A 22,117-nucleotide genomic window follows, 5' to 3' on the forward strand; every position below is an offset into this window, starting at 1 on the left:
GCCCCGAAGGACAGAACAGGGCGGGCAACCCTGCCGGCAAATGCCAACCGTGATATATTTGGTCTTGCAACCCATGATGTGTACGGCTTTCGAAATCACTCCCGAAACCGGTGAGCTCTTACCTCACCTTTTCACCCTTACCCCGATACGAGATCGGAGCGGTTATTTTCTGTTACACTGAAACGAGCTTTCACCCGTCTTCCCGTTAGGAAGCATGGCGCCCTGCGTTGCCCGGACTTTCCTCCCCCTCGCAAGCGATGGAGCGATAGAGCGGTCTGCGGTGCAAAGATAGTAATGTTGGGCGATTTTTGATTCATCTACAACTATTTCGGATTACGCCTAACAGAGCTTTCCCGAAAACCCGACCGGTTCTATTCCTGCTGGGTTCGTATTAATTCCTTTTTATATTCCGGGAGCAACTTGCGAAAACGCTCCACGGTTGATTCGAGCGAAGAAAATACTTCACCACCGGCTGCATTTCGATGTCCTCCACCATTAAAATGAGCTGTAGCAAATTCATTGACCGCAAATTCTCCTTTCGATCGGAATGATGCTTTTATCTGGTCGTCATTCTCTGTAAAAAAAGCGCTGAAATGAATTCCTTGAATTGAAAGAGGCATGTTGACAAAGCCCTCGCTATCTCCTTTTTGGTAATTAAAACGCTTCTGTGTTTCTTTAGAGAGGTACATAACCGCAGCATGATACTCCGGGAAAACCTCCATGCATTCGCTCAGGCAGTGCCCCATTAGCTTCATTCGATCAATCGAGTAATTGTCGAAAACCCGACCATGAATTTCTTCCGGATTGACACCAAAACTGAGCAGTTCACTCACCGTTTTAAAGGTCTGCGGGTCGGATACATTGTAATTGAAGGAACCTGTATCGGTCATAATTCCACAGAAAAGACAGTCTGCCGCCTCTTTACAAATAGATTGTTCAAATCCCATTGCTTTAACCAGGTGAAAAACCAATTCAGCTGTCGATGAATAATCAGGGTGAGAAAACTGCAGATCGGTAAATCCCTGTGGATAAGGGTGATGATCGATTAAAACACTTTGACCTTTCCAGTTCTCAATTAGGTCTTTCATTTCGCCTGTTCGCGATAGATGATTGAAATCGAGACAAATCAACATGCTGGCTTTTGCCAATATCTTTACCGCCTTCTCCCGGGCATTAACATAAACCACCACGTCTGCACTGTCTTTCATCCATTTCAGGAAATCGGGGAAATGATTTGGTGAAATCACCACGACATTCTTTCCGGCATTCCTCAAAATGGCCGCCAATCCTAGCACTGAACCAATCGCATCTCCATCCGGATTCACATGGGGCACAATCACAATCGGTTCTTCTTGCTGAGCCAACGCGACACTCAATCGGTTAACATCTTCAATATTAAATGGTTTCAAATCAACTAATTTTAATGCGTATAATAAATGTAAAAATAATGAAAGCCAACTGGCATTCAATTGTTTTTATTTTTAATTTTAATGAATTCTCGATTCAACAAACTAAAAATACAAAATTATGGCAGGTAACGTAACCTTTACGATTATTAAACCGGGAGCTGTTGACCGAAATCAGACAGGCCCGATTCTTGCAAAAATAAACGACGCCGGATTTGTGATTAAGGCTCTGAAATATACCAAACTTAAAAAGGAACAGGCCTGCGAGTTTTATCAGGAACACGAAGGCAAACCTTTTTACGACTATCTCACCGATTTTATGAGTTCGTCGCCTATTGTTGTGGCAATTTTGGAAAAAGAAAATGCGGTAGTTGATTTCCGAAAATTAATTGGATCGACAGATCCGTTGGAGGCCGAAGAAGGAACAATTCGCAAACTATTTGCCGAATCGAAAACCCACAACGCCATTCATGGTTCCGACAGCGATGCCAGCGCAATCCGCGAAAGCGACTTTTTCTTTTCTCGGGTTGAACGGTTTTAATTAACGAAAAACAATATCGCGAATAACTTCAGCGCCTGCATTTTCATTCAGGCGCATTTTTATTTGCTCGCGCATCATCAGCAACTCATTTCTTAAAATCGGAGAACTTACTTTCACGAACAAAGTTCCATGGCTTATCCGCAACTCTTCGGTATACGACGCCGCAGTCTTTCCCATCAGCATCTCCCACGAATCAACAATATCGAGTTCACTCAGTTTGGGTTGAAGTTTATTTTCGTCAATATAATTACGGAGAACCTGACTTAGCTTTTCGGTATTACTTTTTCTCATTGGTTACATCATTTACTGTTCCGTCAACAACTCTGAAAATTTTGGCATCGGCCTTTATTTCATGAATAATCTGATCCAGGTGTTCCCGATTGGTATCCGTAATGAAGATTTGGCCAAAATGCTCATCAGCAACCAGTTTAACTATTTGCTCCACCCTATTCTTATCTAGTTTGTCAAAAATATCATCCAATAGCAAAATCGGAGTCATACCGGCCATTTTCTTGATAAAATCGAACTGTGCCAGTTTCATGGCCACCAAATAGGTTTTCTTCTGCCCTTGCGAACCGAGCTTTTTTATGGGGTATTCGCCCAAATTAAACAGAATATCGTCCTTGTGAATGCCTACAGTTGTATATTGAAGAATACGGTCTTTTTGCAAGTTCGCTTTTAATTGTTCGGCAAAATCGCCCTCATACAATTGCGACTCATGAATCATTCCAATTTGTTCTTTTCCAGAGGAAATCAACTCGTAATATTGCTGAAAGATAGGTTGCAGCGACTGAATGTAGGATACGCGTTTGGCATGAATTTGTTCACCATAATGCACCAACTGGTCACTCCATACTTCCAGGCTTTCTTCACTATAAAAGCGTTCAGCAACAAACTGCTTCAGCAATTTATTGCGTTGAAGCAAAGCCCTGTTGTAGCGGATTAAAGCATCGAGATAGGCCTGATCATACTGCGAAATCAACGCATCCAGAAACTTCCGCCGTTCATCGCTGCCCCCGGTAATCAGGTCGCTATCCGACGGTGTAATAATAATTAGCGGCAGCAATCCAATGTGCTCAGCTAGCTTTTTATATTCCTTTTTATTTCGCTTAAAGCTCTTTTTCTGCCCTCTTTTTAGCCCACAATGAATAACTTCATCCGTATCCTGGCGCTTATATTTTCCCTGGATAACGAAGAAATCTTCCTCATGACGAATATTCAATCCGTCAACCGGATTCAAAAAACTTTTGCAAAATGAGAGGTAATAGATTGCATCCATCAAATTGGTTTTGCCGGCTCCGTTGTTCCCGATAAAACAGTTTAAATCGGATGAAAACAGCAGATCAACCTCTTCCAGATTTTTAAAATTTAGGAGTGATATACTTTCGAGATACATGGATTTCTGAATTTGCCAAGCAAAACTAGCAAAATAAAAACGGAAGTCTGTACCATTTAGCAAACAGCCGGAGATAATAACAGCAATGTGTTGATTAATATTAAATTTTATAATCCTTTTCTGGTTCAGGTTTAGCAAAAAAGTATATTTTTGCGTCACAATTTTGGAATAATCATACTTAAAAATGGCAAAGAATAAAGATCTTAAAAAAGAAGACAACCTGTCTGAAGTTGAAAGTGCGTTGACCAAATCAGAGCAGTTTATTGAAGATAACCAAAAAATCCTGAGCATCATTGTTGGTGTAGCGGTGGTTATTGTTGCTGGCTTTCTGGGCTTCACAAAACTATATGTTCAACCGAAAGAAAAAGCCGCTCAGGAACAAATGTTCATGGCCGAGCAGTATTTTGAGAAAGACTCCTTTAATCTGGCCATCAATGGTGACGGAAACAATCCTGGATTTCTCGATATAATTGATGATTATAGCGTTACTCCTGCCGGAAAACTGGCTAGCTACTATGTGGGTATTTCATATATGCATTTAGGACAGTACGAGGAAGCACTTGATTATCTTAATTCGTTCAGCACTGACGACTTGGTTTTAGCTCCGGTTTTAGAAGGCGCAAAAGGAGATTGCTATGCTGAACTGAATAAACCGAAAGAAGCCCTTAGTGCTTATAAAAAGGCATACGCCGAGAAAAATGAATTTACCACTCCGGTCTATTTAATGAAAGCCGGCCAGCTAATGGAAAGCCAAGGTGAATTTGAAGATGCGTTGGAAGTTTACAACGAGATCAAAAAAGAATATCCAACATCAACAGAAGCACGTGCAATTGACAAGTACATCGCCCGTGTTGATATGCAACTAAAGAAATAAGTTTATCCAAATACTTCAGAAAATCCCCTCATTGAAGGGGATTTTTTATTTTTGTAAAAAAACAGACTCATGGCAACAAAAAATTTATCAGAATACGATTTAGCCTCGGTACCTTCTGCTGAAGGGATGAAATTCGGTATTGTAGTCGCGGAGTGGAACTACCAAATAACGGGAGCTCTGGCCCAAGGTGCTATGGAAACCCTGCAAAAACATGGTGCGAACGATAACGATATCATCGTGAAACACGTTCCGGGAACATTCGAACTTCCATTAGGCGGGCAGTTTATGGCTGAGTACACCCATGTTGACGCAATTATTCTACTGGGCTGTGTCATTCAGGGAGATACCCGCCACTTCGATTTTATTTGCGATGGTGTAACTCAAGGCACCATGGATTTGAACCTGAAATACAACAAACCATTTATTTTTGGTGTGTTGACTACTGACAATGAACAACAATCGCTCGACCGGGCTGGTGGGCGACTAGGAAACAAAGGCGATGAAGCTGCTGTAACCGCCATCAAAATGTTAGCTCTAAAAAGCGAATTGAAATAATTTTTGGGGGCCTTTCCGGTCCCTTTTTTTTTCACCAACAAATTACCTCGGATGAAAGCCATGCTTTTTGCAGCCGGACTGGGAACCCGGCTAAAACCATTAACCGACACCAAACCCAAAGCGTTGGTGGAGATTGGAGGAATGACGCTTCTGGAACGCTGCATTCGCCAGTTAGAACAAAACGGCATCCGAGAGATCATCATCAATGTCCACCACTTTGCCGACCAAATTAGCTCATTCCTGAAGGAGCGGGAGAACTTTGGTTTGAACATTCAAATCTCTGACGAGAGCAACGAACTACTTGACACCGGAGGTGGCTTACTGAAAGCCAAAGAGCTTTTACTTGGCGAAGAGCCCATTCTGCTTATCAATGTTGATATACTTACCAATCTCGATTTTAAAGCTCTTTTTAAAGCCCATCAAAAATCACACTCCATTGCAACCTTGGTAGTGCGGAACCGGGAAACTTCTCGCTACCTTCTTTTTAATGGCAATGTTTTAGCCGGTTGGAAAAATAAAAAAAATGGAGAACTGAGAATTTCGCGCCTGGAACTACTTGATGACGCCGAGGAATTCGCTTTTAGCGGAATTCATATTATCGAAGCGCAGCTATTGAATCTAATTAACGAATCCGGAAAATTCTCGATCATCGATTTGTATTTGCGATTGGCAAAAACACACAAAATTGGTGCTTATATTGATGAGCGCTCCGCATGGATGGATCTGGGAAAAGTAGCAGACTTGGGGCAGGCCGAAGCTCTGATTCGACAATTAAACGCATAAAAAAGCCGTTTCTGTACTGAAACGGCTTTGCAAAAAATGCAAGCTATTACTATTCTTTTCGGTCGGAAGCCCCTTGCCGACTTTTCATTTTTTCTTGACGCTCTTTCAACATCGCATCATACTTAACTTTTTGATCCGCTGTTAGCAACGCCTTTATTTCGTTGTCCTGTTTTTCGGTTTGAGCCTTCATTTGAGCTCTCATTTTTTCGCGATCAACTTCCTGTCCACTTTCACGCGCGTTCTGGAAAGCCTCTCGGTTTTTTTCCATATTGGCTTTCAGGAGCGCTTTTACTTTGGTTGTTTGCTCTTCTGTTAATGCAAGTTTTTTCTGCATCTGTGCAACTTGTTGGTCAATGCGCTCATTGGGATCCATTCGCTGACGGCCTTCAGTATTCGTTTGAGAAGGTCTTGAGCTTGTGTTACGTTGCGCTTCAGCTACTGTAATAATTCCCACGAAGAGGGCTAAAATCAATACTAACTTCTTCATAAAATTTAATTTTTTATTTCGGCTACCGCCTGTTTTTAATCCATTTAATAAGAATGCTTTGGTGTGGCAAATACTCAAAATAAATTTCTGTATTTACACAATCCGACCATTTGACTGCATTCCATTCAACAGGTTTAAAGCGAGCAAAAAAAATTAAGGAATTTTAATTTTAGACTGAAAATACGATTGCTTCCCCTCCCAATTTGCAATGAATTTATTCGCGCAGTTAATCGAAAAGGTGGTTGCGAATTGAGTTGCTAAATCCGCTCTCCTGGTGGCTGGGCGCTTTCAGGTATTTGTGTTTCAGCTCATCCGGGCCATTCTCAACCATATAGGAGATTGAGGTAAAGTCGAGCAAATCCAAATCATTATAATCGTTGCCAATGCTGAAGGTTGAATGATGCGGAATGTTATGTCGATCGCAAATCCATTGAATCGCGTTGCCTTTCGACACCGAACGGTGAAAGATTTCCATCCAGACGTAGCCTGTTTCCAAGGGAGAACTTGCGCGAAGGACTTTAATCGTATCGAAATGAGCTTCTATCTCCGTTTTTAGTTCTGAGAAATCTTCAGGGCTTTCAAAAATCACCAGAAATTGGCACGCATCACTCTCCAACGGAACGCCCTCCTCCAATAAACTGGCATATTCATGATGAAAAGAGTAATAACGCTCAAACTCCTCACATAGCTTTCCACCCCGATAATACCAACAGAACGAGTTATCCGGAACGCCTCGAAACAAATAAAAATTAAGCCGCTTAGCCACCAATACCGCCGCGATTTGATTTACCGTCTCAACAGCAATATTCTGACGATAAATAATTTCCCCACTTTTGCAGTCGTAGATACCAGCTCCCGATGAGAAAGCCACATAATCGAAAGGTGAACCATCCGGAATCACTTCTTTTACTTTTCTATAATTGCGGCCTGTTGCCACCACCCGAACAATGTCGTGCTCTCCCAAAAACTCGAGCATTTCAAGATCTTCCCGACTAATCGATTTATCTTTTCGGAGCAGTGTACCATCCAAATCGGTTGCCACCAAGCCTATTTTCGTTTTATAGTCCATGTTAATCTTCCGCTTTAATTCCTGAAATATTTCAATCCACCAATTGATAACTACTAATTTGTACCGGAGCATTGAGCGAGGGCAATACTTTTTCGATTAAAATTCCTTCGCTCGGATGGTGCGGATGACCAAAGGTAGCACGCACTCCCATGGCAATAAAATTCACAGCCCGATCCAAGGCAATCGGTAAACTGTCGCCCTGCAATAAGGATCCTACCATAACGCTGGCAAAAGCGTCACCAGTCCCCGGATAATTAGCGGGCAAATAGTCGCAGGTTACCCGCCAATATCGTTTGTCGACCGCATTATAAGCCAACACCGAAGTTTTACTACTCTGTCCAAATTCGGGAACACTTGTAATTATTACTTGCTTTGGCCCCATTTCGGCTAACCTTACGCACCACAATTTCAATTCAGCAATACTAACCTGAGGTTGGTATCCTTCCCCCAATAAAAAGGCAGCTTCGGTAAGGTTTGGCGTAATTACTTCGGCATGGGCAATCAGGTTCCGCATCTCCGCAACCATCTGACAGTCGAAAGCCGAATAAAGCTTCCCATTATCACCGAGCACCGGATCAACAACTACGAGCTGATCATGGCTCCCAAAGTCGCGAATAAAACCCTTTACCATGTCGATCTGATCAACAGCGCCCAGGTAGCCCGAATAAATCGCGTCGAACTGAATATCCAGTTTTTTCCAGTGTTCAATCATCGATGGCAGTTCGGCACTTAAGTCGCGGGCATGAAAACCGGGAAAAGCACTGTGAGACGACAATACCGCTGTGGGCAACGGACAAACCTGAATGCCCATCGACGACAAAATCGGGATCACTACGGTTAATGATGCCCGACCAAAACCACTTAAATCGTGAATAGCAGCTACCCGCTGCAAATGAATCCTCATCGGTCAATTTTTCCATAAAAATACAAAAGTTATCCTTTCGTATTCTTATTTTCTTCCCCCAGTATTACCATTCGCTAATTTCCGGAAAATAAAACTCACAGCCATTAACCCATCAAAATACACTCGAAAAAGGACGCTACTGGTCGTTTACCGAAAAAATAGCGCTTAAACTTTCATTAATGATAGTTTTGTAGTGATATTTTTATCTTTGTACTCCGTTAGAAAATGAATCGGCTAAAGGCCATTCTAATTCCAACAAATTAGCCCTAATTAATAACCCGGCTCATTGGAGCACAATTATTTTTTATGAAGATTGCATTAATTGGATACGGCAAAATGGGAAAAACAATTGAACAAATTGCCCTGGACCGCGGACATGAAATTGTGTTGAAAATTGATATATCGAACCAACAGGATTTAACCATTGAGAACCTAAAAAAAGCGGATGTCGCCATTGAATTTACGATTCCCTCATCAGCCATTGCCAACTACAAACTTTGTTTCGACGCTGGGATCCCTGTTGTAAGCGGAACTACTGGTTGGTTGGAAAACAAGAATGCTGTACTGGCCGAAATGAAATCGAAAAACGGAACCTTCTTCTATGCGTCAAACTTCAGTTTAGGTGTGAATCTATTCTTCGCCCTCAATAAGAAACTGGCAAAACTAATGACCGGTGTTGAAGGTTACGATGTGAGCATGGTAGAAGTGCATCACACCCAGAAACTTGATGCTCCAAGTGGAACAGCCATTACATTGGCTGAAGAACTGTTTGAAAACTACCCGGCCAAAACCAGTTGGACGATGGAGCACCCACAGACGTCGGAGCAAATGCATATTGGTGCACTTCGCGAAGGCACAGTTCCAGGCATTCACCGCATAAAATACGAATCGGATGTAGATTATATTACGATCGAACATAGCGCTAAAAGCCGTCAGGGTTTTGCCTTCGGAGCGGTACTTGCTGCCGAATACTGTTTTGGAAAAAAAGGGCTTTTGAGTATGAATGATCTTTTAAACTTATAAATAAATGAGACAATTGTTAACCAACAAATGGTTTAAATTCATCCTGGTTGGCCTGCTTTACAGTTTGTGGGTTCTCTGGCTCGGAAATTATTGGTGGTTTATCGGACTGGCAATAATCTTCGATATGTATGTGACTAAAAAAGTTCACTGGGCATTCTGGAAGAAAAAGAACCCACCGAACGGCAAGCAAACCAAAACGGTTGAGTGGATTGATGCCATTATTTTTGCGGTGATCGCTGCAACTTTTATCCGGATGTTTTTTATCGAGGCCTACACCATCCCTACTCCATCCATGGAGAAATCAATGTTGGTCGGCGATTTTCTGTTTGTAAGCAAAACCTCATACGGTCCTAATCTGCCTAAAACTCCACTATCGTTTCCGTTTGTACATCACACACTACCGTTGACCCAAAATACGCCATCGTATTTAACCTGGATACAGAATCCATATAAACGTATTGCCGGGTTCGGACAGGTAAAAAACAACGATGTTGTGGTGTTTAACTTTCCGGAAGGAGATACTGTTGCGACGAACCTGCCAACGCAAAGTTATTACAACCTTGTTCGTAACTACGGACGCGATCGGGTGTGGAGCGACAAACGCACTTTCGGTGAAATTATCAGTCGCCCGGTAGACAAATGCGAAAACTACATCAAGCGTTGCATCGGTATTCCGGGTGATGTGATAGAAATTGTTGACGGACAGGTTTACGTGAATGAAAAAGCGCAAACACCCGTTGCCGGAATCCAATTTGATTATATTGTTACCACAAACGGTTCGGCCATAAACAAAAGGACTTTGGAAGAATTGGGCATCTCGAAATCAGATCAGCAAGTGTTCAGCGGATCTCAGTTCTTATTCCCTATGACTGATGAACAAGTGGCCGAAATTGAAAAACTGAGTAATGTTACTTCGGTAAAACGTGTTAACATGACTGCCGGAAACTGGGATCACAATATTTTCCCATTTAGTGAAAAACACCCTTGGAACGTGGACAATTTTGGACCAATTCAAATTCCGAAGAAAGGGCAGACTGTACCGCTTAACTTAGACAATCTCCCCCTATACGAGCGGATTATCGACCTTTACGAACACCACGACTTATCAGTGAAAGGCGGCACCATTTACATTGATGGGAAAGTAGCCACTGATTACACATTCAGTATGGATTACTACTGGATGATGGGTGATAATCGCCACAACTCAGCCGACTCTCGGTATTGGGGCTTTGTTCCGGAAGATCATGTGGTTGGTAAAGCCGTGTTTATCTGGTTGTCACTTGACAAGGAAAAAGGATTCCCTTCAAATATTCGTTGGAGTCGCCTGTTTTCATTCGTGCATTGATCTTTTTTGAAATCACTATAAAAAAGGGATAATCAGTCGATCGATTGATTATCCCTTTTTTAATGCTCCAAAAACTGAAATCTACGAAAAACAGCCTGTATGAATCACAAATATTGATCGTTGTATACATTGCATTTTTAAATTAAATAAAAATACCGGCATCACATATTTCCCGACTCATGGGCATTTCATATATTTACAAAAAAAAGAAGCTATGTCCGCAGGAATCATCATCATACTTTTACTGGCTTTGCTGCTTGTAATATTTACTTTGCAAAATAGTGTCGCGATCGATGTGAAGTTATTACTTTGGCAGCTTACAGATGTTCCATTGGTGTTAACCCTATTGGTCTGCGTAATCATTGGCTTTATAGTTGCTCTGATTATAAATTACCCCAAAATATGGAAATTGAAGTCGACCGTTAAAAGCTTGCAAAAAGAGCTAAACACACTGAAAACAAAGACCATAGAAAACGAAAAAGTAAAAGAAGAAAATCACCCTGAAGGATTAAAAATGAAAGGTGGATCATCGAATGATTTTTTCACTGCCTAAAAATCGATCGTGAATATTCCTATATTATTAAGTACAGCTTATTTACCACCTGTACAGTATTTCAGCAAATTCCTTCTCCACTCCGAAGTATGGATGGAAAGCCAGGAACACTTTATTAAGCAAACCTACCGTAACCGATGCCTGATTCTGGCCGCGAATGGTCCGGAATCATTGATCGTTCCGGTTGAGAAAGGTCGTAGTTTAAAGCAAAATATGGCTGAGTTACGGATATCCTACGATACAAACTGGCAGCATACTCACTGGCAGGCGATCGTTTCAGCGTATAATTCAACTCCATTCTTTGAAATTCTGGAGGCTGATTTCAGACCATTTTTTGAACAGAAATTTGAATTCCTTTTCGATTTTAATCAGCAATTGATTCAAACGATTTTAGACATACTGGAAATAAGCCCCAAATTATTCCTCACCAAAGAGTTTGAAACAGTGCCCGAACCGTTTTTAAATTTCAGGGAAGCGATTCACCCAAAACGACAAAAAGCCTTACCCGACTCTGATTTTGAACCGGTAGCTTACACGCAGGTATTTGATGATAAATTTGGATTCACTTCCAATCTCAGTATGATCGATTTACTGTTTAATTGCGGTTCGGCTAGCTACGAAATGCTGTTAAAAAGTGTAGGCAAAAAATAAACGTCAATAGATTATTGGCTTTTCTATTTGAAAACAACTTCTTTAAACTGGGTAATTAAATCGGAATGGTCAAACGCCAATTCGGGTAATTCATCTATAGAAAACCACTCAGCCTTGGCTGCATCATCGCCGCTTTGAACCCGAGCATCTTCACCAACAAATCCGTAAAACAGAACCGAGATTGTCCGTCCGCGTGGATCTCTATCAACTTTATCTGCTGTGGTAAACTGGATCAACTCATTCATCCGAAGCCCCGTTTCCTCAAGCAGTTCCCGCTTGCAGGCATCAACCAACAATTCATGCATCTCTACGAATCCGCCAGGAAGCGCCCATTTACCGAGAAACGGTTCAATGCCGCGCTGAATCAGCAAAAGCTTGCGACTCTCTTTTTTAACAACAATTGCATCTACCGTTAAAGCCGGCCGTGGATATTTATAAGTGTACATACAGCAATAATATTAAAAATAAATTCGGATCGTGAAAAAACAGACTGTAAATCCGGTTGATTAGGGTGTTAGCAATTACTTTAGAATTCGTTTCATCACACGCATCTTGTGCGAATATCGTTTAGTATCAATATTGAAAATCCCAAACTGATCCACGTTGTCGATTCGGACCTTCCCTGATGCATGTATTATTTTATTCTTTTCCCAAATGATACCCACATGCACAATGTTTCCTTCGTCATTATCGAAAAATGCCAGATCACCTGGTTGGGCTTCTTCCAAAAAACTAAGTGCAACACCTTGATGAACCTGGTCTTTTGCATCGCGAGCCAATTTTAGCCCGGCCATCTTATAAATAACCTGAGTAAAACCGGAGCAATCGATTCCAAAAGGAGAACGACCTCCCCAGAGATAAGGTGCATTGAAATACATTAGTGCCTGCCGAACGATAAATTTCCGTACATCCTCGGGTTGATGATAGGTGAACTTACCAGTCATTTTATAGGTCTCCCGGTTTATCGAGAACTCATGTTTATAGGGTCGCCAGCACGGCAATGAACTTCCGGCAACAATCATGATATTCTGCTCATCATCGACTCGAACTAAATTGAAGATATCAGTACAAACGGAAACCGGCGACTTTTCAATCTTTGCAAACATCCGTTCGGTCAATGGAGTAATCATTTTTTGATCTACCCATCCTTCATATCCATCATAAACCATCACCACACGACACCAGCCCATAAAATGCTCATGCACATAAAAATGTTCTCCAAATAAAATTTGAGTGATCATTTCACTCTTTTCGGATGGTTCTCTCCTGACAGGAATAATACTTAGGCCGGAAATTCCGTAATTCATGTATCAATTACCATTTTAAGGTCATGTGTCCACTGCTGTTTGTCGGGTAAGTTCACCCGAAATAATCACGCATGGCACGATTCATCAAAGAATTTGTTAATTTTAATTTTCAAAGATAAAAACATCACGCTTAGTTTTAACCCGGATCCAAGCTCTTTAAAAAGGTATTTATGAAAAAGTTATTAACCCGTCTCGGTCATTACTACGACCGGTTGTTTATCGTATTGGTGTTTTCAGCTGCTATTTTTTTGCTTTATCTGATTATCCCCGGCGAAAGCCGCTTCAGATATGAATTTCAGAAAAATGCACCATGGAGACACGAAACGTTAATCGCCCCCTTCGACTTCGCAATTTTTAAACCGGATGAACTAATTAAAGCAGAGCGGGATTCGGTAAGGAAACTGTTTATTCCCTACTACCAGCGAGATACGCTGGTCAGTCAACAGCAAAGCAAAAATCTGGAAATAACGTTGAAGGACTTAAGTAGTGAAATTCCTTCGCTGAATGAGAAAACCATCACAACAATCTCCGGTGTAATTCAAGAAATTTACAAAGCCGGAATAATTTCTCAATCACCCGAAACACATCCTATTTTAAAGGACAAATCCGAAATGTTTATCGTCAACGACAAACTTGTTACCCGAGTTCCAATTCTATCTGTTTTTTCATTGAAGACAGCTTTTCAAGCCCTCAACGACACGGTTCGCTTCTTTCTAAAGGACCAATACAACGCGCTAAATCAAAATATGAATTTGGCAGATTACATTCAAGCCAACTTAAGTTATGGTGAAGAATATAATATACAGGAAATGACCAAATTAACCAGCTCCATCTCGGAAACACAAGGGATGGTTCAAGGCGGTGAACGGATTATTTTTAAAGGCGATATTGTCACGCCTGAAAAATTCATGATTCTAAATTCGTTGAAAAAAAACTATGAAACCAAACAAGGGCAAAACATCGATTGGTACATGTTGATTATCGGTAAATTGCTTCTGATTATTTCCTGCATGCTAATTCTGGTTTTATACCTCTCCTTTTTTAGGTCGGAAATCTTTCATGAAAAACGTCACCTTAGCTTCATTTTATTGATGATGGTACTGATGGTATTTACTTTCAGATTCGTTTTGCAACACGATTTCATCAATATTTACATTGTACCATTGGCCATTCTCCCCATCTTACTTCGGATCTTTTTCGACTCGCGAACAGCAATTTACACCCTACTGGTTGTGTCTCTATTGATTGGGTATTTCGCACCAAATAGCTACGAGTTCATATTTTTGAATCTGATTGCCGGTATTATTGCTGTTTTTAGCCTCGACAAATTACACCGGCGTTCGCATCTGGTACTAACTGCACTGTGGGTTTTTATCAGCTATAGCGTACTTTACATTGCTTTATCAATGATTCAGGAAGGAAATTTTAAAGCAATTCGCTGGGACGAACTTGAGTGGTTTGCAGGTAATGCGCTACTGTTATTGTTGGCATATCCGTTAATCTATATTTTCGAGAAAATATTTGGCTTCGTTTCCGATGTTACCTTGATTGAGCTGTCCAATTCAAACCAACCATTGTTGCGTAAATTGGCCGAAGAAGCGCCGGGTACATTCCAACATTCGCTACAAATTGCCAGCCTGGCAGAGGCTGTAATACATCGTATTGGAGGAAACCCGTTTTTAGCTTACGCTGGTGCTTTGTATCACGACATCGGGAAAACAAATCAACCGGTCTATTTTGTTGAAAACCAATCGGCCGGAATGAGTCCTCACAACGAACTGGACTACAAGGAAAGCGCAAAAGTGATCATTGATCATGTTACATACGGAGTTAAACTGGCTCGCAGGAATAAACTCCCGGAAGTTTTAATCGATTTTATTACTTCCCATCACGGAACAACGCAAGCCAAATATTTTTATACACTTTATAAGAATGAACATCCTGAAGTTGCCAATGATCCATCGGATTTTACTTATCCCGGCCCCAAACCAAAAAGCAAAGAAACCTCGGTGGTAATGATAATTGACGGAATTGAAGCAGCAACAAGAGCTTTAAAGGATAAGACTCCGGAAAACATCCGTGAGCTCATTCAAAAAATGATTCAACAGAAATTGGATGACGGACAACTGGATTACGCCAATCTCACATTGCACGACATCAGTATCATTAAAGATACCTTACTCGAAAAACTAATGAACATCTATCATGTTCGGATTGAATATCCAAAAGAGAAGTAAACTGGTCGGATGGAAACATTCGCTGATGTTTGATTCGAATTTATTTAAGTCATTTTATTTTAAAAATTAACTGGTGAGCTTTTTTTATTGCGTGAATATGTCATAAATTAGTTAAAAGATTAAAATTTGTCACAATGAATCATCTTTTAATACTAAATCCACAGCTCATTTTATGCATTCAATTTCTATTTGTAGTTCTAATTCTAATGCCTGCAATGGGGCTATTGAGTGTTTCAAGGAATAATTTTGAAGGAAATAAACGTCTCCTTTGGATCGCAATTATAATACTATTGCCGATCGTCGGCTCCATCTTGTATGTTTTTATTGGCCGTCGACAACGACTTCGGAAAGCATTTTAAATCAACTATAAAAAGAAAGAGCAATCGGCCGATTGCTCTTTCTTTTTATATGGGTTCTAAGAAATTCGTTCGTACACGATCTTTAATATTCGCTGCTCCCTGGTTTCGGCTTGAAACAACAGCTCTTCGGCCCGATGTTTCAACTCATTTGCTCTTAGCTTATCAGTCAGACCGCCAATATTAATCAGCACATTCAAATAAGCACCATGAACCGCAGTGCGAGCACACAATGCTCCTACTCCTGCATCTGAAACCGAATTTGGATTTCCGTGCGTTGCCATTTCCTCGACAACTGTCATCGATTCAAAAGCTGTTTCCATTACTTTTAACGGGGTTAAAATAGCGTTTAAAGTCGCCGTCTGAATAGCCGCAGAGCGAATAGTTTTCTCATTGTCTGTTGATTTGGGCATACTTAAGGCACTCATAATTTGATTAAATGCTTTCGTATCATCGTCAACCAATTGAACCAACTGATTCTGATAGCTTTTGGCCTTTTCGGCCCAGATCGAAAATTCCTCCCAACGTTCGTCCCAACCGCGCTTATGTGCTGACAGATTGGCCACCATACCGGCCAATGCGGCTCCCAATGCACCAACATACGCCGATATAGAACCACCTCCGGGTGCTGGCAATTCAGACGCTGTTTCATTGGCAAAGTCCTTCAGACTGATATCCCTCAATAGCTTCTCCCCGTCCTCCAATAAATATTCGATAATGCGTTCTTTCGGATTGAAAGGCCCTAGCTCATCCAGCCCCATCGATTTCACGGCAATTCGGATGATCTCGTCATCTGATATGCCAACCGACCGTTGTTGTTTCTTCAGGAAGTATTTCCCGGCATCGAGCATTGCCTGAAGTGGAATCAATCCAATCAGCTCTGAACCTGTCACTCGAATTCCTCGTTCACCGGCACTCGCACAAACCGCATCAAAAGCTTTGTGAATTGGGGTTTCTGTAATATCGGTCAAATTCATCGAAATTTGTGCAACCCCGTATTCTTCGATAAACCAACCAATCGCCCGCACTTTCTTCAACGTCCCTGGGATTCGCACTGGTTCGCCACGCTCATCGGTAATCACCTTTCCGGTCACCGGATCACCTTCACGCAAAATCCGACCTGCTTCGCGCACATCGAACGCAATCGCATTCGCCCTACGAACCGATGTAGTATTTAAATTGACATTATAAGCAATGAGAAAATTTCGCGCACTAACTGCAGTCGCTCCCGCCTTCTTATTGAATTTCGCCGGTCCAAAATCAGGCTTCCAGTTCGGATCTTTCAACTTTTGCGGAAGCCCTTCATACTCTCCGGAACGACAATTGGCCAAACTCTTTCGTTCTCCAATTGAAGCGGCAAACTCGTAGCAATAAACAGGTATGGCTAGTTCTTCACCAATCCGCCGAGCTAATTTTCGGGCATATGATGCGGTTTCCTCCATACTAATATTTGCTATTGGAACGAGCGGACAAACATCAGTGGCTCCAAATCGCGGATGTTCGCCATGATGCCTGCTCATATCAATAACTTCTGACGCCCGTTTTACTCCGCGAAAAGCTGCTTCAACAACCGCATCGGGCGCTCCCACAAAAGTTACGACCGTTCGATTGGTTGCTTTGCCCGGATCAACATTTAACAGTTTGATACCTTCAACACTCTCAATAGCATCGGTGATCTGCTTGATTACATTCATATTCCGTCCTTCACTAAAGTTCGGAACACATTCTAAAAGCTGACTCATAGCCGTTTGTTTAAATTATTTGACCGTCGAGAATGACTGTTTCAATTAAATTACTGGCATAATGATAAGGAATATTTGCATAGCCCGGAAGCTCTTTCGTAATAAACACATTACCGAGTTTTCCAACACAAATACTACCACAAATACCTTCAACACCCATCGCGTAGGCACTATTCAATGTTGTAGCGTTTAGCGCTTCTTCCGGAGTCATTTTGTACTTTAAGCAGCCCATCGCGACCATGAAGTTCATATTACCGGAAGGTGATGAACCTGGATTATAATCAGATGCCAACGCAACCGGCAAACCGGCATTAATCATCTCCCGAACCGGAGCATAGGGCAATCCTAAAAAGAAAGCAGCACCCGGGAGCACAGTCGGCATGGTATCTGTTCCTTTCAGAGCATCAATTTCATTCGCTCCCAGATACACCAAATGATCCACCGAAAGCGCATCGTATTTTACACCAATCTGAACTCCACCGGTAAGCCCTAACTCATTGGCATGGATTTTAGGTCGTAAACCATATTTCACACCAGCCATTAAAATTTGTTCCGTTTCAATTGGAGTAAAAAATCCCTGATCACAAAAAACATCGATATAATCAGCTAAATCTTCGGTTGCAATAACCGGCAACATTTCATGAATCAGCATTTCGATATACTTTTGCCGATCATCCTGATATTTCAGTGGTATGGCATGTGCTCCCAGAAAAGTCGATTTAATTACCATCGGACTCTGCCGCTTTAACCGCTTGATTACCCGAAGTATTTTCAATTCTGATTGAGTACTTAAGCCATATCCACTTTTTATCTCAACTGCTCCTGTACCTTGCATTGCAATCTCGTGCAAGCGGGCAATGGCAGAATGAAATAGTTCGTCTTCGGAACAATTTTCCAGCATCAACGCTGAGTTCAATATTCCTCCGCCGTTTTCAGCGATCTCTTCGTAGCTTAACCCATTTATTCGGTCAACAAATTCTCGTTCCCGGGTGGCTGCAAATACCAAGTGGGTGTGAGAATCACAATAGGAAGGAAAAACAAGGCGATTGGTACAATCAAGTTCAACCAACACATCGTTGTCTAACTTTTCATCTCGTAGTCCATCCATCGGACCAAACCCCTCGATTAGGCCATCGCGCATCACCAGATATGCATTTTTAAGCACTGGTAATGAGGACATATTTGTCCCAGCCTTAAATCGAACTGTAGAGTCTTCAATCTGAACTAATTCCTTAATATTTTCAAGTACAATTCTCATAAGGTAAAATATAAGACATTTTAAAGAAACGACTAGTACAAATTAGCTGTTAGAAATCATATAGTCTAAATATATTTAACAAAACCTAAAAGCACTTTAAAGCACCTGTTTGGAGACAAAAGAGCATGAACCGAAGACCATTTTAATGTTTGCTATAAAACAAATGTGCTCAAAACCGCCTTGTACCCCTTGCTTATTTCTTGTACGGAGCTGGAGTATTTCTGAAAAAGTCTTTATTAATTCAAAAATTGGAAACCAATAAAAATTGAATTTTAACAGAAAAAAGTGTAAAATTTCACCACATTTGCCTTCGGTTTTCACAGACGACTTAAGCCATCGGATGTAGAAGATTAAAAAGCTAGAAACAGAAAACAAAACATGCGAAAACAGGTCTCCAGGTTTGTGCAATTAATTTTGCAATCAAGCCTACTTATTGCTATGCTGCTGATTGAAAATGCGGCATATGGACAGCAAAAATATTTAGCCGGAACGGTAACCGATTCTTCGAATGGCGAACCAATCCCCTTTGTGAACATCGTAATTAAACATACCACCACAGGTACAATGACCGATACGCTTGGCAATTTCACGCTGCGGTTTCCTTCCCTGACAGACACACTCGATTTTTCGGCTATTGGCTATCGCTCGGTTCATAAGCTACTGCCCAGAGAAGATATGCAACAGATTGAAATTCGGATGATTCCCGAGACGTTCGACATCTCTGAAGTTTCTGTCGCGCCCGATGAGGGTCCGATGCGAGAGTTGTTCGGCCGTATTATGGATCGAAAAAAAGCAAACAATCCTGACCAGTACAATAAGTTTTCGTACAAAAAATACTCTCAATGGCAATATCAAATTAATAATCTGGGCGATGCAATAATCAATTCCAAACCGTTTCAAAAGAATTTGAATGTGATAAAAACCGCAGAGGACAGTTCAAAATATTTACCGCTATATTTCTCAGAGCAGTTAGTATTTAATGAGATCCAACTTAGTCCGGCCAAAAAGAAATCGACAGTTTTAGCCGACCGCACAAACGGTGTTGGCATTTTAAATGATCTCGAAATATCGGGCTACACGAGCGCACTCGATATGGAAGTGAATTTTTACGACAACTACATCAATTTGTTCACTCAAAACTTTGTCAGTCCTCTTTCCGAAAATGGTTGGTACTACTACAAATATTTTCTGGCAGATAGTTCGCGTGTTGATGGCGTAATGCACTACCGGGTTCATTTCCAACCTCGCCGTGCCGGAGAAAACACATTTAAAGGCTACTTCATTTCTGAAAACAAATATTATTCGATTGTAGAAATTGATGGCGAACTTTCGACAACTAGCAACTTAAACTTCCTGAAACGTCTTCACTTAAACAGTGATTACTACTTCGTAAACGATTCAACACCATTTTACAAACGCAACAAAATTGATGCTTTATTCGACTACATTCCGTTTAAAAGTCAGAAAAAAGATCAGAAAAGGTTATCGCTCTTCTATACGCAATCGGCAACGATTGACGATGTTACCATTGACCCGGAAGGTGAAATAAAACTTAGTACACCCCGCGCCCGATACGAAACGGTCAAACTTCCCGGCTCCTACGACCGCGATTCGAGCTACTGGAGTTTGAACCGAATGGAAAACCTGACCGAGAAACAGATCATGCTCTCACAAACAATCGATTCCATCAGCCAAATCAGGCAAGTAAATTTACTTAACAACCTGGCTCGGATGTCGATGACCAGCTACTACGACATCGGCCAATTTGAGATTGGCCCCTACACTAGTTTCTTCAATACAAACAAAGTTGAAGGAAGCCGATTCTTCTTTGGGGCCAGAACAAGCGAGGAAATCAGTAAGAATTTCATGATTTGGGGAGGATTGGGATACAGCACCCGAATCGAGAAACTCTCAGGATTATTGGGCGTTGGCTATAAGTTCAAAACAATAAACCGGCAGGTAGTAAAGTTCTCGTACGATGATAAAATGATTCGTCATGGAGAGAATGAAAAAATTCTGTATCTCTACGAAAACGCGTTTAGCGCTACCGAAAACAACCTGGTATCTCAGATCCTCAAACATGACCCACTTGATGAAATTTACCGGGAACAAAAAGTGAGTGCTCAGTATGAATATGAGTGGTATCCCGGCTTAATGAACAAATTAGCCATTAATTATACGAAGCATTATTCTCCCGAATTCTATCCCTTCCTACGAAATGGCGCCCCTGTCAACTCGGTATCGGCCAGTGAAATTAGTCTCGACACTCGATTTTCGAGAGAGGAAAAACTAATTGACAAGGGTTTTCTTCGGATGTATATGGGAACCGAATATCCAATTATTCATTTCACAGTAGCCGGAGGACAAGTGTATTACGATGACAACACGACGTTTTACGGTCGATTGGCATCCACAATCAGACAGGAAGTATATTTAGGAATGACCCGATTTGATTATGCAGTTGAAGCCGGAATCTATTGGGGCAAACTCCCCTATACCATGTTGGATATTCCGCGAGGAAACGAGACAATCGGCTTATTTAGTTACGATTTCAACCTATTGAATTATCTCGAATTTGTGCACGACAAATACCTGCATACCTACCTCGAGTATCACCTGAACGGCTTCTTCTTCCGGCGGGTTCCGCTGCTTAAGAAAGCTAATTTGCGCGAAGTACTATCAGCGAAATTACTGGTGGGTTCGGTCAGTAGCAAACATCAGGATATCGTCAGTTTTCCGCTGCCTGTAACCGATATGGATCAGCCCTATATTGAATTGGGTGCCGGCTTGGAAAACATTTTAAGTATGTTTCGGGTTGAAGCGTTATGGCGCGTACAACCTACGTCTGTTATCGGCGCTCCGAGTTTTGGAATCAGGGCACGTTTCGAATTGGGATTATAAGCAACTAAAAGTGCGAGCGAACAAAAAAGGGAAAATGGGAATAACGGGATTTGGAATTAGAACTTAAACTTTGCGTAGGCGATTAACAAATTTCTGGTCGCCAATCGTAACTTTAAGTAAATATATTCCGGAGTGAAGGAGTTTTAAATCGAGGCGAACTTTTTGCGTACCGGGAACAACTTCGACATTCTCCCACTGCTGAACCGGATTACCTAAAATATCCAGGAGAACAATTGTAGCCTGCGCATAGTCAACGCACTTGATTTCGACAAACAAATAATCGGACAACGGATTAGGATAAACCCGCTCAACTTTAGTAGCTGCTTGCTCTACATTTGGTGATATTTCTGCTTGGGCACTTCCAATCAAACAGGCTAAAACTAGTACGATTATTAAATAAGACGCTTTCATAATTCACTCCAGTTGTAGCAAGATACGACTTTTTGATAAAAGGCAACTCAACAATTCAAATTAAAATGAATCTGTTCACAATATAATGCAACAGCATCCGTTCCAAGCAGCTTATCGCTCCGCTTCAATTTGTGAGAAGTGGGCTATTTGAGGACAAAAAAAAGCCTGCCAAAAAACTGGCAGGCGAAATTTTTATGCAGTCCGATATTATTCTGCTACTGAAATAGCATCAACCGGGCACACTTCGGCGCAAGAGCCACAATCAGTACAAAGATCTGCGTCAATCTTGTAGATATCTCCTTCTGAAATTGCTTCTAC

Annotated in this window: 23 protein-coding genes and 1 other RNA gene; 11 read left to right on the forward strand and 13 right to left on the reverse strand. The window is 41.4% G+C overall.

Annotated elements, in window-relative coordinates; translation table 11 throughout:
- Together rnpB and ABZD21_RS17195 are read right to left on the reverse strand one after the other, a co-directional pair.
- Positions 1 to 282: RNase P RNA component class A (rnpB, locus tag ABZD21_RS17190), an RNA gene on the reverse strand; the annotation flags it as partial.
- A gap of 89 nt (positions 283 to 371) precedes the next feature.
- Entirely contained in the window at positions 372 to 1,409 is a 1,038-nt protein-coding gene (locus ABZD21_RS17195; RefSeq protein ID WP_372776351.1) for a bifunctional oligoribonuclease/PAP phosphatase NrnA, read from the reverse strand.
- A gap of 118 nt (positions 1,410 to 1,527) precedes the next feature.
- Between ABZD21_RS17195 and ndk the strand changes: the two genes are divergently transcribed.
- Positions 1,528 to 1,947 (forward strand): nucleoside-diphosphate kinase, encoded by a 420-nt coding sequence (gene ndk / locus ABZD21_RS17200; RefSeq protein WP_372776352.1) that lies wholly within the window; start codon positions 1,528 to 1,530, stop codon positions 1,945 to 1,947.
- On the opposite strand, the gene ABZD21_RS17205 is transcribed toward ndk, so the two are convergent.
- Positions 1,948 to 2,238: a DUF721 domain-containing protein gene (locus ABZD21_RS17205; RefSeq protein WP_372776353.1), complete on the reverse strand. Its 291-nt coding sequence runs from the start codon at positions 2,236 to 2,238 to the stop codon at positions 1,948 to 1,950. It abuts the gene before it with no gap.
- Positions 2,225 to 3,343, reverse strand: a complete 1,119-nt coding sequence (locus tag ABZD21_RS17210; protein ID WP_372776354.1) for a DNA replication/repair protein RecF — start codon at positions 3,341 to 3,343, stop codon at positions 2,225 to 2,227. Before ABZD21_RS17210 ends, ABZD21_RS17205 begins: the two co-directional genes overlap by 14 nt.
- A 184-nt stretch (positions 3,344 to 3,527) precedes the next feature.
- On the opposite strand from ABZD21_RS17210, the gene ABZD21_RS17215 reads away from it, so the two are divergent.
- The 3 genes from ABZD21_RS17215 (at position 3,528) to ABZD21_RS17225 (ending at position 5,555) form a co-directional block, all read left to right on the forward strand.
- Positions 3,528 to 4,217 carry a tetratricopeptide repeat protein gene (locus ABZD21_RS17215; protein ID WP_372776355.1) on the forward strand — a complete coding sequence of 230 codons (690 nt, stop codon included), beginning with the start codon at positions 3,528 to 3,530 and terminating at the stop codon, positions 4,215 to 4,217.
- A 69-nt stretch (positions 4,218 to 4,286) separates the two neighbouring features.
- Positions 4,287 to 4,772: a 6,7-dimethyl-8-ribityllumazine synthase gene (gene ribH / locus ABZD21_RS17220; protein ID WP_372776356.1), complete on the forward strand. Its 486-nt coding sequence runs from the start codon at positions 4,287 to 4,289 to the stop codon at positions 4,770 to 4,772.
- 51 nt (positions 4,773 to 4,823) lie between these two features.
- Positions 4,824 to 5,555 carry a nucleotidyltransferase family protein gene (locus tag ABZD21_RS17225; RefSeq protein ID WP_372776357.1) on the forward strand — a complete coding sequence of 244 codons (732 nt, stop codon included), beginning with the start codon at positions 4,824 to 4,826 and terminating at the stop codon, positions 5,553 to 5,555.
- Positions 5,556 to 5,604: 49 nt separating this feature from the next.
- On the opposite strand, the gene ABZD21_RS17230 is transcribed toward ABZD21_RS17225, so the two are convergent.
- From ABZD21_RS17230 to ABZD21_RS17240, 3 genes are all read right to left on the reverse strand, one after another.
- The gene (locus ABZD21_RS17230) at positions 5,605 to 6,042 is read right to left on the reverse strand and encodes a hypothetical protein (RefSeq protein ID WP_372776358.1); all 438 of its coding nucleotides are present in this window, start codon (positions 6,040 to 6,042) and stop codon (positions 5,605 to 5,607) included.
- Between the two features lie 226 nt (positions 6,043 to 6,268).
- Positions 6,269 to 7,111 carry an HAD-IIB family hydrolase gene (locus ABZD21_RS17235; protein ID WP_372776359.1) on the reverse strand — a complete coding sequence of 281 codons (843 nt, stop codon included), beginning with the start codon at positions 7,109 to 7,111 and terminating at the stop codon, positions 6,269 to 6,271.
- 31 nt (positions 7,112 to 7,142) lie between these two features.
- Positions 7,143 to 8,015 carry a pyridoxamine kinase gene (locus ABZD21_RS17240; protein WP_372776360.1) on the reverse strand — a complete coding sequence of 291 codons (873 nt, stop codon included), beginning with the start codon at positions 8,013 to 8,015 and terminating at the stop codon, positions 7,143 to 7,145.
- Positions 8,016 to 8,321: 306 nt separating this feature from the next.
- Between ABZD21_RS17240 and dapB the strand changes: the two genes are divergently transcribed.
- The 4 genes from dapB to ABZD21_RS17260 all read left to right on the forward strand — a co-directional run bounded on the left by dapB (position 8,322) and on the right by ABZD21_RS17260 (position 11,587).
- Positions 8,322 to 9,038: a 4-hydroxy-tetrahydrodipicolinate reductase gene (gene dapB / locus ABZD21_RS17245; protein WP_372776361.1), complete on the forward strand. Its 717-nt coding sequence runs from the start codon at positions 8,322 to 8,324 to the stop codon at positions 9,036 to 9,038.
- Positions 9,039 to 9,042: 4 nt separating this feature from the next.
- Positions 9,043 to 10,383, forward strand: coding sequence for a signal peptidase I (gene lepB / locus ABZD21_RS17250; protein WP_372776362.1), 1,341 nt, complete (start codon positions 9,043 to 9,045; stop codon positions 10,381 to 10,383).
- Positions 10,384 to 10,597: 214 nt separating this feature from the next.
- Positions 10,598 to 10,936 carry a lipopolysaccharide assembly LapA domain-containing protein gene (locus ABZD21_RS17255; RefSeq protein WP_372776363.1) on the forward strand — a complete coding sequence of 113 codons (339 nt, stop codon included), beginning with the start codon at positions 10,598 to 10,600 and terminating at the stop codon, positions 10,934 to 10,936.
- Positions 10,937 to 10,945: 9 nt separating this feature from the next.
- Positions 10,946 to 11,587: a WbqC family protein gene (locus tag ABZD21_RS17260; RefSeq protein WP_372776364.1), complete on the forward strand. Its 642-nt coding sequence runs from the start codon at positions 10,946 to 10,948 to the stop codon at positions 11,585 to 11,587.
- A gap of 23 nt (positions 11,588 to 11,610) precedes the next feature.
- Here ABZD21_RS17260 and ABZD21_RS17265 read toward each other — a convergent pair whose 3' ends face one another.
- Complete coding sequence (locus ABZD21_RS17265; RefSeq protein ID WP_372776365.1) at positions 11,611 to 12,033, reverse strand: NUDIX domain-containing protein; 423 nt, start codon at positions 12,031 to 12,033, stop codon at positions 11,611 to 11,613.
- A 75-nt stretch (positions 12,034 to 12,108) separates the two neighbouring features.
- Positions 12,109 to 12,894, reverse strand: a complete 786-nt coding sequence (locus ABZD21_RS17270; protein WP_372776367.1) for an NlpC/P60 family protein — start codon at positions 12,892 to 12,894, stop codon at positions 12,109 to 12,111.
- Between the two features lie 170 nt (positions 12,895 to 13,064).
- Here ABZD21_RS17270 and ABZD21_RS17275 point away from each other — a divergent pair, with 170 nt between their 5' ends.
- Positions 13,065 to 15,131, forward strand: a complete 2,067-nt coding sequence (locus ABZD21_RS17275) for an HD family phosphohydrolase (protein ID WP_372776368.1) — start codon at positions 13,065 to 13,067, stop codon at positions 15,129 to 15,131.
- A gap of 215 nt (positions 15,132 to 15,346) precedes the next feature.
- The gene (locus ABZD21_RS17280; RefSeq protein ID WP_372776373.1) at positions 15,347 to 15,490 is read left to right on the forward strand and encodes a PLDc N-terminal domain-containing protein; all 144 of its coding nucleotides are present in this window, start codon (positions 15,347 to 15,349) and stop codon (positions 15,488 to 15,490) included.
- A 56-nt stretch (positions 15,491 to 15,546) separates the two neighbouring features.
- On the opposite strand, the gene ftcD is transcribed toward ABZD21_RS17280, so the two are convergent.
- Positions 15,547 to 17,229 carry a glutamate formimidoyltransferase gene (gene ftcD / locus ABZD21_RS17285; RefSeq protein ID WP_372776369.1) on the reverse strand — a complete coding sequence of 561 codons (1,683 nt, stop codon included), beginning with the start codon at positions 17,227 to 17,229 and terminating at the stop codon, positions 15,547 to 15,549.
- A 10-nt stretch (positions 17,230 to 17,239) separates the two neighbouring features.
- Positions 17,240 to 18,487 carry an imidazolonepropionase gene (gene hutI / locus ABZD21_RS17290; RefSeq protein WP_372776370.1) on the reverse strand — a complete coding sequence of 416 codons (1,248 nt, stop codon included), beginning with the start codon at positions 18,485 to 18,487 and terminating at the stop codon, positions 17,240 to 17,242.
- Between the two features lie 378 nt (positions 18,488 to 18,865).
- On the opposite strand from hutI, the gene ABZD21_RS17295 reads away from it, so the two are divergent.
- The gene (locus ABZD21_RS17295; RefSeq protein ID WP_372776371.1) at positions 18,866 to 21,388 is read left to right on the forward strand and encodes a DUF5686 family protein; all 2,523 of its coding nucleotides are present in this window, start codon (positions 18,866 to 18,868) and stop codon (positions 21,386 to 21,388) included.
- 63 nt (positions 21,389 to 21,451) lie between these two features.
- Here the strand turns inward: ABZD21_RS17295 and ABZD21_RS17300 are convergent, their stop codons facing one another.
- Both ABZD21_RS17300 and ABZD21_RS17305 read right to left on the reverse strand, forming a co-directional pair.
- Complete coding sequence (locus ABZD21_RS17300) at positions 21,452 to 21,799, reverse strand: T9SS type A sorting domain-containing protein (RefSeq protein ID WP_372776372.1); 348 nt, start codon at positions 21,797 to 21,799, stop codon at positions 21,452 to 21,454.
- A 207-nt stretch (positions 21,800 to 22,006) separates the two neighbouring features.
- Positions 22,007 to 22,108 (reverse strand): 4Fe-4S binding protein, encoded by a 102-nt coding sequence (locus tag ABZD21_RS17305; protein WP_372776374.1) that lies wholly within the window; start codon positions 22,106 to 22,108, stop codon positions 22,007 to 22,009.
- Positions 22,109 to 22,117 lie beyond the last annotated feature (9 nt).

This window comes from Mangrovibacterium sp. (assembly GCF_041596335.1).
Classification (GTDB): Bacteria; Bacteroidota; Bacteroidia; order Bacteroidales; family Prolixibacteraceae; genus Mangrovibacterium.